Raw genomic sequence first — 16,352 nt, 5'->3', positions numbered from 1 at the left:
AAAGAGGCGAAACAGTCAGGTAAGGTAAGGGCAGGCCATACATTTCGTTATGGTTAAGGTGAAATCACTACATTTTTCGGAAATCTACCAACAAAAAAATAGTGTAACGATTTATGCAAAAATATAATTGGTCTTATTATGTCATAGTAGAGAAAGGAAGCGCACAGGACATTCCATACATATAGCTGAAAATAAATTTAAATTAGTCAAGATTTTTATGCACGAACAACCCTTCATGATCATTTGATCCTCAAGAATACTGTTGTCATTGACTATATATTTCTGAATGTTTTTTGTTTCTTCCTACTGTATCTACATAATATCCACGACATCAAAACTCCCTGTTAATATATTTGTATTTCAGATTCGCCTGTCAATCAAATTTCATTAAACTACCTTTCCCTTTCAAATAACCCATATGAAACACTTAATTTTGGAGAATTACTCACCAACATATGAATATAATCAGGGCAGGCTGTTGCTTCGATAATTTCTGCTCCTTTTCTTTCACCTAACTAGCAAAGGATTCTCCCTATATTAACTTTAATTTGTACACAAATAATCTGCCTTCTATATTTTGGCGCAAAGACAATGTGATACTTACAATTCCATGTTGTGTGTGCTAAACTCTTGTTATCTATTTGGATCCCCTTTCGTACGAAGTCGGTTGACCAGACCAGAATTCATTATACGATTGGGGATTTTTTCTTGTCCATAGCTAGAAGCTCTTTAGAACCCCTCGCATAGCAAGGGGTTTTCAAAAGATACAAAAATAAAAAAACAGCCAGCACACAGCTGACTGTTTCTATTGCCTAGCGACGTCCTACTCTCACAGGGGGAAGCCCCCAACTACCATCGGCGCTAAAGAGCTTAACTTCCGTGTTCGGTATGGGAACGGGTGTGACCTCTTTGCCATCATCACTAGACTATGGTCGGCTTTCAATATACATCGCATTTCTTCGTCAGCTTCTGTCCTTCAGTCAGTCACGTACTTGAGTACGCTCCTTTCCTCTCTCCATTGCTTCCTCGAACTACTCGTATTTTGAAACCCTTCATAAAAGAAATTATTCTTTCAAAACTGGATAAACGGTTCATTGAATGGTTCAAACGTTTTTGGTTAAGTCCTCGATCGATTAGTATTCGTCAGCTCCATGTGTCACCACACTTCCACCTCGAACCTATCTACCTCATCGTCTTTGAGGGATCTTACTTACTTGCGTAATGGGAAATCTCATCTTGAGGGGGGCTTCATGCTTAGATGCTTTCAGCACTTATCCCGTCCACACATAGCTACCCAGCGATGCCTTTGGCAAGACAACTGGTACACCAGCGGTGTGTCCATCCCGGTCCTCTCGTACTAAGGACAGCTCCTCTCAAATTTCCTACGCCCACGACGGATAGGGACCGAACTGTCTCACGACGTTCTGAACCCAGCTCGCGTACCGCTTTAATGGGCGAACAGCCCAACCCTTGGGACCGACTACAGCCCCAGGATGCGATGAGCCGACATCGAGGTGCCAAACCTCCCCGTCGATGTGGACTCTTGGGGGAGATAAGCCTGTTATCCCCGGGGTAGCTTTTATCCGTTGAGCGATGGCCCTTCCATGCGGAACCACCGGATCACTAAGCCCGTCTTTCGACCCTGCTCGACTTGTAGGTCTCGCAGTCAAGCTCCCTTGTGCCTTTACACTCTACGAATGATTTCCAACCATTCTGAGGGAACCTTTGGGCGCCTCCGTTACCTTTTAGGAGGCGACCGCCCCAGTCAAACTGTCCGCCTGACACTGTCTCCTGCCCCGCTAAGGGGCATGGGTTAGAATTTCAATACAACCAGGGTAGTATCCCACCGACGCCTCCTTCGAAGCTGGCGCTCCGAGATCTCTGGCTCCTACCTATCCTGTACAAGTTGTACCAAAATTCAATATCAGGCTACAGTAAAGCTCCACGGGGTCTTTCCGTCCTGTCGCGGGTAACCTGCATCTTCACAGGTACTATAATTTCACCGAGTCTCTCGTTGAGACAGTGCCCAGATCGTTACGCCTTTCGTGCGGGTCGGAACTTACCCGACAAGGAATTTCGCTACCTTAGGACCGTTATAGTTACGGCCGCCGTTTACTGGGGCTTCAATTCGCAGCTTCGCTTGCGCTAACCACTCCTCTTAACCTTCCAGCACCGGGCAGGCGTCAGCCCCTATACGTCACCTTACGGTTTTGCAGAGACCTGTGTTTTTGCTAAACAGTCGCCTGGGCCTATTCACTGCGGCTCTCATGCGCTTGCACGCTCAAGAGCACCCCTTCTCCCGAAGTTACGGGGTCATTTTGCCGAGTTCCTTAACGAGAGTTCTCTCGCACACCTTAGGATTCTCTCCTCGACTACCTGTGTCGGTTTGCGGTACGGGCACCTCTCACCTCGATAGAGGCTTTTCTTGGCAGTGTGAAATCAGGAACTTCGTCCATACGGACTCGCCATCACAGCTCAACGTTACAGTGTGCGGATTTGCCTACACACACGCCTTACTGCTTGGACGCGCATAACCAACAGCGCGCTTACCCTATCCTACTGCGTCCCCCCATTTCTCAAACGGTGAGGAGGTGGTACAGGAATATCAACCTGTTGTCCATCGCCTACGCCTATCGGCCTCGGCTTAGGTCCCGACTAACCCTGAGCGGACGAGCCTTCCTCAGGAAACCTTAGTCATACGGTGGACGGGATTCTCACCCGTCTTTCGCTACTCATACCGGCATTCTCACTTCTAAGCGCTCCACCAGTCCTTCCGGTCTGACTTCAACGCACTTAGAACGCTCTCCTACCACTGACATCGTAGATGTCAATCCACAGCTTCGGTGAATCGTTTAGCCCCGATACATTTTCGGCGCAGCGTCACTCGACCAGTGAGCTATTACGCACTCTTTAAATGATGGCTGCTTCTAAGCCAACATCCTGGTTGTCTGTGCAACGCCACATCCTTTTCCACTTAACGATTACTTTGGGACCTTAGCTGGTGGTCTGGGCTGTTTCCCTTTTGACTACGGATCTTATCACTCGCAGTCTGACTCCCGTGTATAAATATCTGGCATTCGGAGTTTGTCTGAATTCGGTAAACCGGGATGGCCCCCTAGTCCAAACAGTGCTCTACCTCCAGTATTCTCATCACGAGGCTAGCCCTAAAGCTATTTCGGAGAGAACCAGCTATCTCCAAGTTCGATTGGAATTTCTCCGCTACCCACACCTCATCCCCGCACTTTTCAACGTGCGTGGGTTCGGGCCTCCAGTAAGTGTTACCTTACCTTCACCCTGGACATGGGTAGATCACCTGGTTTCGGGTCTACGACCACGTACTATTTCGCCCTATTCAGACTCGCTTTCGCTGCGGCTCCGCCTTCTAAAGCTTAACCTCGCACGTAATCGTAACTCGCCGGTTCATTCTACAAAAGGCACGCTATCACCCATTAACGGGCTCTAACTACTTGTAGGCACACGGTTTCAGGATCTCTTTCACTCCCCTTCCGGGGTGCTTTTCACCTTTCCCTCACGGTACTGGTTCACTATCGGTCACTAGGTAGTATTTAGCCTTGGGAGATGGTCCTCCCGGATTCCGACGGAATTTCACGTGTTCCGCCGTACTCAGGATCCACTCAGGAGAGAACGAACTTTCGACTACAGGGCTTTTACCTGCTCTGGCGGACCTTTCCAAGTCGCTTCATCTAACTCGCTCTTTTGTAACTCCGTATTGAGTGTCCTACAACCCCAAGAGGCAAGCCTCTTGGTTTGGGCTCTTCCCGTTTCGCTCGCCGCTACTCAGGGAATCGATTTTTCTTTCTCTTCCTCCAGGTACTTAGATGTTTCAGTTCCCTGGGTCTGCCTTCAAGACGCTATGTATTCACGTCAAGATACTACGCGATTAAACGTAGTGGGTTCCCCCATTCGGAAATCTCCGGATCAAAGCTCACTTACAGCTCCCCGAAGCATATCGGTGTTAGTGCCGTCCTTCTTCGGCTCCTAGTGCCAAGGCATTCGCCGTGCGCCCTTAATAACTTAACCTAACGGCTTTCAATACACATCACATTTCGTTGTCAGCTTCACTCGTTCAATCAGTCACGTACTCAAGTACGCTCCTTCATTCACTCGATTGCTTCCTAGAACTGCTCGTGTCTTGAAACCTTCTAATGTTATTAAGCCTATAAAAAAACTTAAAAAATAAATGTGTTTGTTACAATTTCAATGTCGTTTTATCCAGTTTTCAAAGAACAAAGATTGGTGGAGCCTAGCGGGATCGAACCGCTGACCTCCTGCGTGCAAGGCAGGCGCTCTCCCAGCTGAGCTAAGGCCCCAAGAGGTATATATGGTGGGCCTAAATGGACTCGAACCATCGACCTCACGCTTATCAGGCGTGCGCTCTAACCAGCTGAGCTATAGGCCCTCTTGGAAGTTTTATATTATTTAATAAACCTTCAAAACTGAACGCAAAACGTAATCTTACAAACCCTAGGTTTGTATTCCGAAATAATCCTTAGAAAGGAGGTGATCCAGCCGCACCTTCCGATACGGCTACCTTGTTACGACTTCACCCCAATCATCTATCCCACCTTCGGCGGCTGGCTCCAAAAGGTTACCTCACCGACTTCGGGTGTTACAAACTCTCGTGGTGTGACGGGCGGTGTGTACAAGGCCCGGGAACGTATTCACCGCGGCATGCTGATCCGCGATTACTAGCGATTCCGGCTTCATGTAGGCGAGTTGCAGCCTACAATCCGAACTGAGAACGACTTTATCGGATTAGCTCCCTCTCGCGAGTTGGCAACCGTTTGTATCGTCCATTGTAGCACGTGTGTAGCCCAGGTCATAAGGGGCATGATGATTTGACGTCATCCCCACCTTCCTCCGGTTTGTCACCGGCAGTCACCTTAGAGTGCCCAACTAAATGATGGCAACTAAGATCAAGGGTTGCGCTCGTTGCGGGACTTAACCCAACATCTCACGACACGAGCTGACGACAACCATGCACCACCTGTCACCGTTGCCCCCGAAGGGGAAACTATATCTCTACAGTGGTCAACGGGATGTCAAGACCTGGTAAGGTTCTTCGCGTTGCTTCGAATTAAACCACATGCTCCACCGCTTGTGCGGGCCCCCGTCAATTCCTTTGAGTTTCAGTCTTGCGACCGTACTCCCCAGGCGGAGTGCTTAATGCGTTAGCTGCAGCACTAAGGGGCGGAAACCCCCTAACACTTAGCACTCATCGTTTACGGCGTGGACTACCAGGGTATCTAATCCTGTTTGCTCCCCACGCTTTCGCGCCTCAGTGTCAGTTACAGACCAGATAGTCGCCTTCGCCACTGGTGTTCCTCCAAATCTCTACGCATTTCACCGCTACACTTGGAATTCCACTATCCTCTTCTGCACTCAAGTCTCCCAGTTTCCAATGACCCTCCACGGTTGAGCCGTGGGCTTTCACATCAGACTTAAGAAACCACCTGCGCGCGCTTTACGCCCAATAATTCCGGACAACGCTTGCCACCTACGTATTACCGCGGCTGCTGGCACGTAGTTAGCCGTGGCTTTCTAATAAGGTACCGTCAAGGTACAGCCAGTTACTACTGTACTTGTTCTTCCCTTACAACAGAGTTTTACGAACCGAAATCCTTCTTCACTCACGCGGCGTTGCTCCATCAGGCTTTCGCCCATTGTGGAAGATTCCCTACTGCTGCCTCCCGTAGGAGTCTGGGCCGTGTCTCAGTCCCAGTGTGGCCGATCACCCTCTCAGGTCGGCTACGCATCGTCGCCTTGGTGAGCCGTTACCTCACCAACTAGCTAATGCGCCGCGGGCCCATCCTATAGCGACAGCCGAAACCGTCTTTCAGTGTTTCACCATGAGGTGAAACAGATTATTCGGTATTAGCCCCGGTTTCCCGGAGTTATCCCAAACTATAAGGTAGGTTGCCCACGTGTTACTCACCCGTCCGCCGCTAACGTCAAAGGAGCAAGCTCCTTCTCTGTTCGCTCGACTTGCATGTATTAGGCACGCCGCCAGCGTTCGTCCTGAGCCAGGATCAAACTCTCCATAAAAGAAATTTGAATAGCTCAAATTGTTTTGCTGGCATCATTTTGATGTCCAAAATTTTGTTTTGTTCACTAACCGAAGTTAGTTACTGAAAACTTTATTGATTACGTTTTGCTTGTTCAGTTTTCAAGGTTCATGTTCATTATTTCACTGTCACCTCTTGGCGACTCATTTATAATATCAAGATTCTAAAACTATGTCAACACTTTCTCCGAAAATATTTAAATGCAATATAATTAAATGCGTTTAAACACCATCATAGCAAATAAGACTACTACCTAATGGATTAATATTGTTTGTTATTTTATAAAAATATACTATCCAGACACTTAGTAAAGAAGATGCAAACTATACTCAACATGGACACATACTTTACTAATGGCATTAAGGGTCAAAAAATGGCAAGCCATAATATATGGTTTGCCCTAATATTTTTAAAGACTTGTTATAATTCGTGAAATATAAAAACTACGATTTTTTCCTAAATCGAAAATTTCTCCTGAATGGATTAATTTAATGAGTGGACGTGTTGGTGCAAATTTATTTACAAACATTACTTCACCACGTTCCAAATTAGACAGTTCAACAATCGTACCTATAGGAAGATCTGCAACAATATCGATTAAAGCACGTACTACTTTAATATCGAACTTCCCAAACTCAGATTCATTAATCATTTCTATAACTTTAAATGAAGATTGTTTTGATCTATATACTCGTTCACATGTCATAGCATGAAAGACATCTGCCACAGCTATAATTTGAGCAAAAATTGAGATATTAGCGATCTTTTCACCTTTCGGATAGCCGCTTCCATTTAAACGTTCATGGTGTTGGAAAATTGCCTCTTTCATTGTCTCCTTTAAAATTGTTAAATCTTTTACCATATTATAGCTATAAATTGGATGTTTATAAATTTCATCATACTCTTGCTCTGTTAAAGGTGTCTTCTTATCTCTAATACGTGGGTGTACTTTAGCCATACCACAATCAGCTAATAAACCACCTATTGCAACTTGAATGGTAATCCCTCTATCATAACCAAGCTTTTGAGCAATCACTGCGGAAATCAAACCAGTTGCAACACAATGGTGATACAAGTAGTCTTTCGCATTTGAATACTCATTTAAATCAAATATAATTGTACGATCATCTAGGACCATCTCTACTAGAGGTAAAATAATTGTCCTTGCCTTGGCAATATCTACTTTTGCTCCGGCTTCCCAATTTTTAAATTCTTTTTTGAATTGTTCAACAGAATTATTATAGACTTTTCTAAAAGTCGGTATTTCTTCTATCACAACCTCAACATCATTTTCTTTCTTCTCTACTCGAGTATCGTTTTCATTTTTATAAACGGGGACGTTGAAAATATTAAACGCATGAAATACTTGCAAATGTACGTAGGAAATCATCGTATCTTTAAAAATGATTGGATACTGTGTATTAGCAAAAATATCTTCAGAAATTACTTTACCAACGCCTAACTCTGAAATCGGAACATATATAGTTTCCACGAAATGAACACCTCTCCACTGTTTCTTGCTTCAAATAAGGTATCTTCATTTTATCATGGAATTCTAAATAATTACTTATTTTTCATTATTTACGTAAAAAAAACCGATGAACGACATGTAATTCTGTCGTCATCGGTTGAAATTATTCCTCTATTTCATCTTCTTCGTCTTCTGGAGACTCTTCAGCTTTTTCAACTTTAGCTACAGTCGCAACTAATTCGTCGTCTCCTAATCGAATTAAACGAACTCCTTGCGTACTACGTCCAATTAATGAAATATCATTGATATCCATACGGATCAACATACCGTTGATTGTAATAAGCATGAGATCTTCAGAACCATCAACTGTTTTCACAGCTACCATAGGTCCATTTTTATCTGTAATCTGGATGGTTTTCAGACCTACACCACCGCGACTTTGTAAACGATATTCATCTTCAGAAGTACGTTTACCGTAACCTTTTTCAGTAACTACTAAAATTTCTTGCCCTGGTTCAACAATCTCCATGCCTACTACTTCGTCACCATCACGTAGCTTAATGCCTCGCACTCCACCAGCTGTACGACCCATAGAACGAATGTCATCTTCTTGGAAACGAACGAGCATACCATCGCGTGTACCAATAATCACTTGCTTATCTCCATCTGTTAGACGTACAGAAATAAGATCATCATCTTCTCGTAAGCTAATAGCTATTAAACCATTTGTTCGAATGTTAGCAAATTGTGAGACAGGTGTACGTTTCGTAATACCTGTTTTCGTCGTAAAGATAAAGTAAGCATCTTCATCAAACGATCCAACGCGAATCATGGCTGTTACTTTTTCACCTTTATCTATGTTGAGTAGGTTTACAATTGGTAATCCTTTAGCGGTACGACCGAACTCTGGAATTTCATATCCTTTTGCTCTAAATACTTTACCTTTTGACGTAAAGAATAAAATTGTATCATGGGTAGAGGTATTCATTAGATGCTCTACAAAATCATCTTCGTTTGTCCCCATTCCTTGTACACCACGACCACCACGCTTTTGACTACGATATGTATTCGCAGCTAAACGCTTGATATAGCCATTATGTGTTAAAGTAACAACTGAGTTTTCAACAGGAATTAAGTCCTCATCCTCAATCATTTCTAGACCACCAGATGTAATCTCAGTACGGCGTATATCATTAAAACGTTCTTTCACCTCTAAAATTTCAGTACGAATAATATCCACAATTTTTTCTTCATCCGCTAAAATTGCTTTTAAATCCGCAATAAGAATTTGAAGCTCTTGGTATTCTGCTTCAATTTTTTCACGTTCTAATCCACTTAAGCGAACTAAACGCATATCTAAAATAGCTTGAGCCTGGCGCTCTGATAAGCTAAAACGCTCCATTAATTGCGGCTTTGCTTCTTCGCCGCTACGTGAACCACGAATGATGGCAATTATTTCATCAATATGATCGAGTGCAATTCGTAAGCCTTCTAAAATATGAGCACGATCTTCAGCCTTTCGAAGTTCGAATTCTGTACGACGACGAATAATTACCTTTTGGTGCTCTAAATAATGGTAAAGCATTTCTTTTAAGCCCAATACTTTTGGTTGACCATTTACTAATGACAGCATATTGATACCAAAGCTTGATTGCATAGCTGTTTGTTTATATAAATTATTTAAAACTACATTAGCGTTGGCATCTTTACGAACTTCAATGACTACTCGCATACCACGACGGTCAGATTCATCACGTAAATTTGTAATACCATCTATTTTTTTATCACGTACAAGCTCTGCGATTTTTTCAATAAGCTTAGCCTTATTCACTTGGTAAGGTAATTCATGAATAAGAATGGTCTCCTTACCATTTGACTTTTGCTCAATTTCCACCTTCGCGCGAATAATGATGGAACCACGTCCAGTTTCATAAGCTCTGCGAATACCACTACGCCCTAAAATCAATCCTCCAGTAGGGAAATCAGGACCTGGAATAATATCCATTAACTCCTCAGTAGTAATGGCTGGATTTTCAGAAAGTGCTATAACAGCATCAATTGTTTCTCCTAACTGGTGAGGAGGAATATTCGTTGCCATACCAACGGCAATTCCCGCAGCACCGTTCACTAAAAGGTTTGGATAGCGACTTGGTAAAACAATTGGTTCTTTTTCTGATCCATCATAGTTATCAGTGTAGTCAATTGTATCTTTATTGATATCACGAAGCATTTCCATAGCTATTTTAGACATACGTGATTCTGTATAACGCATGGCTGCTGCTCCATCACCATCAACAGAGCCAAAGTTTCCGTGACCATCAACAAGCATATAACGATAACTAAAATCTTGCGCCATACGTACCATTGCATCATAAATGGATGAGTCACCATGTGGATGGTACTTACCCATTACATCCCCAACAATACGTGCTGATTTTTTGTAAGCTTTATCTGCGGTGTTACCTAATTCCTGCATCCCATATAAAATACGACGATGAACTGGTTTTAATCCATCACGTACATCAGGTAATGCACGCGATACAATTACACTCATTGCATAATCAAGAAAGGATGTTTCAATTTCTTCTGTGATATTAACTCCTTTAACACCGGAGCGTTCTTGTTCTGACAAAGTGTAGACCTCCTCTCAAGAAAAATTAGATATCTAAATTAGCGTATACGGCATTTTCCTCGATAAATTGACGACGAGGTTCAACTTCATCGCCCATTAAACGCTCAAATGCTTGGTTAGCTTTAATTGCATCATCTAATTCTACTTGTAATAATGTGCGGTACTCTGGATCCATTGTTGTTTCCCAAAGTTGCTCAGCGTTCATTTCACCAAGACCTTTATAACGCTGCACATTTGGTTTTGGCATTTTTGGTAGTCGTTCTATAATTTCTTTTAATGTTTCTTCATCGTAGCAGTACTCAATATGCTTACCTTGTTTCACTTGATAAAGTGGTGGCTGTGCAATATAAATATAGCCTGCTTCTATAAGTGGTCGAAGGAAACGGAAGAAGAATGTTAAAAGTAATGTACGAATATGTGCTCCATCGACATCGGCATCTGTCATGATAATGATTTTATGATAACGAGCTTTTTCTAAATTAAACTCTTCACCAATACCTGTGCCGAATGCTGTAATCATTGCACGAATTTCCGCATTCGATAAAATTTTATCTAGTCGAGCTTTCTCAACGTTAAGAATCTTACCACGTAAAGGCAAAATCGCTTGGAAGTGACGGTCACGTCCAGATTTAGCCGAACCGCCGGCTGAATCACCCTCAACAATATAAATTTCACAATCAGCGGGGATAGTAGAAGAACAGTCAGCTAATTTACCCGGTAAGCTTGATACTTCAAGTGCATTTTTACGACGAGTAAATTCACGTGCCTTTTTCGCTGCTACACGTGCACGGGCAGCCATTAAACCTTTTTCTACTACCTTACGAGCAACAGTTGGATTTTCTAACATAAAACGTTCAAAGCCATCTGAGAATAATGAATTAGTAATTTGACTTACTTCTGAATTCCCTAGCTTTGTTTTCGTTTGTCCTTCAAATTGTGGATCTGGATGTTTAACAGAAACAATAGCTGTTAACCCTTCACGTACATCCTCGCCTGTAAGATTGGCATCAGATTCTTTAAGCAATCCATTTTTTCGAGCATAGTCGTTAATAACACGTGTAAGGGCTGTTTTAAAACCAGACTCATGTGTACCGCCTTCATACGTATTAATATTATTAGCAAATGAAAAAATATTAGAGGAGAATCCAGCATTGTATTGCATAGCAATTTCCACTGAGATGCCATCCTTCTCTCCAAGAACATCAATTGGATCATGGATTGGCTCTTTAGATTGGTTTAAATGCTCAACATAAGATCGAATACCACCTTCATAGTGATATGTAGTTGAACGAACCTCTTCTTCTCGTTCATCAGCAATCGTAATCTTAATACCACGATTTAAATAAGCCAATTCTCTAATACGATGAGCTAAAATATCATATTCATAAACAGTCGTTTCTTTAAAAATTTCTGGATCAGCTTTAAATCGCGTTGTTGTACCATTGTGGTTTGTTTCACCGATCACCATTAATTCTTGAACAGTTTTCCCACGTTCAAACTTAATTTCATGAATATGACCTTCACGATGAACCTGAACAATTGTTTCAACAGAAAGTGCATTCACCACTGATGCCCCAACTCCATGAAGACCACCAGAAACTTTATAGCCTCCACCGCCAAATTTACCACCAGCATGTAAAACTGTCATAATAACTTCAACAGCTGGCTTACCCATTTTTTCTTGAATGCTAACTGGAATACCTCGACCGTTATCTTCTACGCGAATCCAGTTCTCTTTTTCAATTGTTACTTGTATATCTGTACAAAATCCTGCAAGAGCTTCATCGATACTATTATCAACAATTTCCCATACTAAATGGTGAAGCCCTTTAGAACTTGTTGAACCGATATACATCCCTGGTCTTTTACGTACTGCCTCTAAACCTTCTAGTACCTGTATCTGATCGGCTTCATAAGCTTGGTTTTGTAAACCTTCGTTCTCTATAGCCACGGCTTTCATCTACTCCTTCATAACATCATTGTGTGTAAATGAATGAACAGTCAACCGAGCTGACTATTACCATTCTTTTGTAATCTAAAAAACTACCCTGGCTAACTTTTTTCAATCGCACCTTGTTTCACGTGGAACAGTTGAGCCTGTTCCATCGTTTCATGATGAATTCCATCCACACTTGTAGTTGTTACAAAGGTTTGGACTTCACCTTGAATGGTATTTAATAAATGCGATTGACGATAATCATCGAGTTCCGACAAAACATCATCTAAAAGTAGTATGGGTGTTTCTTTTGTTTCTTGTTTAATTAATTCAATTTCAGCAAGCTTTAAAGACAATGCAGTTGTACGTTGTTGTCCTTGAGAGCCATAAGTTTGAACATCATAGCCATTTACTAAAAACTGCAAATCATCACGGTGTGGGCCAACAAGTGTCACACCCCTGTCAAATTCACGTTCTCTCGCTTCAATCAATTTTTGATGTAAAGTATTTTCAATTTCACTGGTAGAGTGTTCTTTTTCAATACCAGCTACCGTACGATATTTTATAACCAGTGTTTCCTTACCTTGTGATATGCCTGCGTGTATAGGTTCTGCCCACTCCTGCAATAAATCCATAAATTGAAATCTTTTACGAATAATTTGGGTAGCTGCATGAATATATTGTTCATTGTAGACCTCATACATCACATCATTTGACATGGACTTGCCTTGATTCATCTTTAAGAAATGATTACGTTGTTTTAAAACTTTTTGAAAGGTCAATAAATCATGTAAATAGACAGGCGAAATTTGCCCAATCTCCATATCAATAAAACGTCGGCGTATTTGAGGACTCCCCTTTACAACGTTCAAGTCTTCTGGCGCAAACATAACAACGTTCATTTGACCAATATAATGACTGAGGCGACTTTGCTCTATATGATTTATCTTGCCCTTTTTACCTTTCTTTGTAATCGTAAGTTCGATTGGTAAAATACCATGCCTTTTTTTAACGGCCCCTTCTATTTTACCATAGTCTGAATCCCAACGTATCAATTCTTTATCGTTCGTTGTTCGATGGGATTTAGCCATTGCTAAAACATAGATGGACTCCATAACATTTGTTTTTCCTTGAGCATTTTCACCAATAAAAACATTAATTTTTGGAGAAAAGTTTAAAGCTAAGGCATCATAGTTACGATAATTTGTAAGTTTTATTTGCTCAATATACATAATTTATTGTCCAGCTGGTCCTACGATTTGGAAGCGACCACATCCGGGAATATTTATAACGTCTCCGTCACGTAATTTTCGACCTCGACGATCGTCTACTTCTCCATTTACATATACAGCATTTTCTTGTAAAAACCACTTGGCCATGCCACCTGAACTAATGGCATCAGTGATTTTTAAAAGCTGCCCTAACGTGATGAACTCCTCATCAATTTTAATGTCCTGCATAGTGTGTTTCCCTCCGAATACAGACTGTCTATCTCTCTATCATACCTAAAATTACGCCATAAGTAAAAAAAGATAGTCACAATAGCGACTATCTTAGCAGTTATGAAATTTTTAATAAGTTCGTACAGGTAAAATCAATTGTAAAATAGCATCATCGTGAACGGAGCGTAAAATAAATGGTCTCATCGCTCCTGTAAATTGAATAACTACATCTTGGCCATCAATTGCTTTTAAAGCTTCCATCATATATTTTGCACTGAAGGAAATTTTCAAGCTTTCTCCTTCTAATGATTCAACAGGAATTTCTTCTTGCACTTTACCGATCTCAGGAGAATTAGAAGAAACTTCAACTGCTTGGTTATCTAATATTTCAAAACGTACAACATTGTTACGATCTCCTCGTGCAACAAGTGACGCACGATCGATAGCTTGTAATAAAGCTTTACCGTTAATCGTTACATTTGTTTGATATTCTTCAGGGATTAAACGCGTTGTATCTGGGTAATTGCCTTCCAGTAAACGAGAGAAGAATAATACATCACCAGTTTTAAATAATACTTGCTGGCTTGTAATAACAATTTGCACTAGATTTGTTGAATCTTCTAGTACTTTATTTAATTCATTTAAACTTTTCCCTGGAATAACTACGCTATGTTCAACTTCTGGTAAATTTTCCAATTGCACTTTACGTCTTGCTAATCGATGACTATCTGTTGCAACACAGATTAAAGTTTCGTTTTTGATCTGCCAGTTTACACCTGTCAACACTGGTCTACTTTCAGAAGTGGCAACAGCAAATACTGTTTCACGGATAATTGTTTTTAAAAGATCAGCCGGAATAGTAAATTTTTGATCTTCCGTTAATTCTGGTAATAATGGGTACTCTGCTGCATCAGAGCCAATTAGATGGAACTCAGATTTACCTGAACGAATATGCGTTTGGAAACCTGGTGTTACTTGGATTTCAACATCGTTTGTTGGTAATTTACGTACAATTTCATTAAACATACGTGCTTGTACAACAATAGATCCTGTTTCAGTAATGTGAATAATTTGTTGTCCATCTTCCTCTACTGGAATAAATGTTTGAATTGTAATATCAGCATCACTACCTGTTAAGCGGATACCTTCCTCTGTTACATCAATTTTAATCCCCGTTAAAATCGGAATAGTTGTTTTTGAACTTACTGCTTTCATGACATCATTTAAACCCTCTAATAAACGGTCACGTAAAATATCAAATTTCATTCTATTTCCCTCACATATTTATATTATTTATTTATATAAAATAAAAAGATATAGTAATAGGCCCTGTGGATTTGTGGATAAGTGTATTTTTATGAATAAAATCAGTCTATCCACATGTAGATAGACTGTGTATAAGTTTGTGTTTAAATAGTTGGTTTGTCCACAGTAATTACTTACCTAACATACTACGAATTTGTTTAACATCTTGTTGTAGTTGAACGTCATCTTTCAACATAGAAGATATTTTTTCGTGTGCATGGATGACAGTCGTATGGTCGCGACCACCAAATTCTTCGCCGATTTTCGGCAGCGAAAAATCTGTTAATTCGCGTGATAAATACATAGCGATTTGACGTGGGAAAGCAATTAATTTTGTACGTTTTTTGGCAGAGAAATCTTCTAAACGTATATTAAAATGTTCCCCTACTGCATTTTGAATATCTAGTATTGTCACTGCTCGCGGCTTTGAATTTGGGATTATATCTTTTAATGCCTCAGCTGCTAATGTTGCCGTAATATCTTTGTTCACCAGTGAAGAATAGGCGACGACGCGAATAAGCGCACCTTCAAGCTCCCTAATATTGGAGTCAATCTGGTTCGCAATATAAAGCATTACTTCATTTGGTACCTCTAGACCATCTGCTTTTGCTTTTTTGCGCAAGATAGCTATACGAGTTTCCAAATCAGGCGGCGCAATATCAGTTATTAACCCCCACTCAAAGCGTGAACGTAGACGATCTTCCAATGTTGGAATTTCCTTAGGAGGACGGTCACTGGATATAACAATTTGTTTTGATTCTTCATGTAAAGTATTAAAAGTGTGGAAAAATTCTTCTTGAGTTGATTCTTTTCCAGCAAGGAATTGAATATCATCAATTAGCAGTACATCCACGTTGCGGTACTTATTGCGAAAATCAAGTGCTTTGTTATCACGAATAGAGTTAATAAATTCATTTGTAAATTTCTCGGATGATAAGTAGACTACTTTTGCATTTGGATTATGTTCTAAAACATAATGGCCAATCGCATGCATTAAGTGTGTTTTACCTAGCCCAACTCCCCCATAAATAAAGAAAGGATTATATGCCTTTGCAGGGGCTTCAGCGACAGCTAACGAGGCAGCGTGTGCAAAGCGGTTACCAGAGCCAATAACAAACGTATCAAAAGTATATTTCGGATTTAACATACCTGGTGAAATATCATGGTGATCGTTATTTTTCGCTTGGATAATCGGCGCCGGCAAATCGAAATCGTCCGAATCCTGGTTTTTTTGAACAACAAATTTAATAAGCAAGTCTTCGCCTGTAAGCTCCGTTAATATACCTGTAATCAAATGAATATAATGATTCTCAAGCCAGTCTCGAGCAAACGAATTAGGCGCAGCTATTGTCACAGTGGAACCACTACCATTATAAGATAGTAGTTTTGTAGACTTTAGCCACGTTTCGAAGCTTGGTTTAGAAATTTTTTGTTCAACTTGAGCCAGGACATTATTCCATAGTTCTTCTAAATGTTCCAA

The 16,352-nt window shown here is 41.0% G+C and carries 7 protein-coding genes, 2 tRNA genes, 3 rRNA genes and 1 pseudogene; all 13 read right to left on the bottom strand.

Annotation, left to right across the window (positions count from 1 at the left end; translation table 11 throughout):
- Positions 1-334 precede the first annotated feature (334 nt).
- Positions 335-641 (bottom strand): annotated as a pseudogene (gene tnpA / locus NST76_RS00065) (IS200/IS605 family transposase); the annotation flags it as partial.
- Between the two features lie 169 nt (positions 642-810).
- Positions 811-926: ribosomal RNA gene (rrf, locus tag NST76_RS00060) — 5S ribosomal RNA — on the bottom strand.
- Between the two features lie 187 nt (positions 927-1,113).
- Positions 1,114-4,041 (bottom strand): 23S ribosomal RNA (locus tag NST76_RS00055).
- A gap of 214 nt (positions 4,042-4,255) precedes the next feature.
- Positions 4,256-4,331: transfer RNA gene (locus NST76_RS00050), tRNA-Ala, on the bottom strand.
- A gap of 12 nt (positions 4,332-4,343) precedes the next feature.
- A tRNA-Ile gene (locus NST76_RS00045) sits at positions 4,344-4,420 on the bottom strand.
- A 94-nt stretch (positions 4,421-4,514) separates the two neighbouring features.
- Positions 4,515-6,066: ribosomal RNA gene (locus NST76_RS00040) — 16S ribosomal RNA — on the bottom strand.
- The 16S, 23S and 5S rRNA genes sit together here with 2 tRNA genes alongside, the layout of an rRNA operon.
- A 429-nt stretch (positions 6,067-6,495) precedes the next feature.
- Positions 6,496-7,578 carry an HD-GYP domain-containing protein gene (locus tag NST76_RS00035; protein WP_036119578.1) on the bottom strand — a complete coding sequence of 361 codons (1,083 nt, stop codon included), beginning with the start codon at positions 7,576-7,578 and terminating at the stop codon, positions 6,496-6,498.
- Positions 7,579-7,720: 142 nt separating this feature from the next.
- Positions 7,721-10,189, bottom strand: a complete 2,469-nt coding sequence (gene gyrA, locus NST76_RS00030; protein ID WP_089933324.1) for a DNA gyrase subunit A — start codon at positions 10,187-10,189, stop codon at positions 7,721-7,723.
- A gap of 25 nt (positions 10,190-10,214) precedes the next feature.
- Positions 10,215-12,149, bottom strand: a complete 1,935-nt coding sequence (gene gyrB, locus NST76_RS00025; RefSeq protein ID WP_051891598.1) for a DNA topoisomerase (ATP-hydrolyzing) subunit B — start codon at positions 12,147-12,149, stop codon at positions 10,215-10,217.
- A 92-nt stretch (positions 12,150-12,241) separates the two neighbouring features.
- The gene (recF, locus tag NST76_RS00020; protein WP_036119574.1) at positions 12,242-13,357 is read right to left on the bottom strand and encodes a DNA replication/repair protein RecF; all 1,116 of its coding nucleotides are present in this window, start codon (positions 13,355-13,357) and stop codon (positions 12,242-12,244) included.
- 3 nt (positions 13,358-13,360) lie between these two features.
- Positions 13,361-13,585, bottom strand: a complete 225-nt coding sequence (gene yaaA, locus NST76_RS00015; RefSeq protein ID WP_036119572.1) for a S4 domain-containing protein YaaA — start codon at positions 13,583-13,585, stop codon at positions 13,361-13,363.
- Between the two features lie 111 nt (positions 13,586-13,696).
- Positions 13,697-14,833 carry a DNA polymerase III subunit beta gene (dnaN, locus tag NST76_RS00010; RefSeq protein ID WP_036119570.1) on the bottom strand — a complete coding sequence of 379 codons (1,137 nt, stop codon included), beginning with the start codon at positions 14,831-14,833 and terminating at the stop codon, positions 13,697-13,699.
- A gap of 169 nt (positions 14,834-15,002) precedes the next feature.
- Positions 15,003-16,352 carry a chromosomal replication initiator protein DnaA gene (gene dnaA / locus NST76_RS00005; RefSeq protein ID WP_036119568.1) on the bottom strand — a complete coding sequence of 450 codons (1,350 nt, stop codon included), beginning with the start codon at positions 16,350-16,352 and terminating at the stop codon, positions 15,003-15,005.

The organism is Lysinibacillus sp. FSL W7-1291, from assembly GCF_038593415.1.
GTDB lineage: Bacteria > Bacillota > Bacilli > Bacillales_A > Planococcaceae > Lysinibacillus > Lysinibacillus fusiformis_D.
The sequence above is the reverse complement of the archived record's forward strand: the minus strand, read 5'-3'. Positions and strand labels throughout refer to the sequence as shown.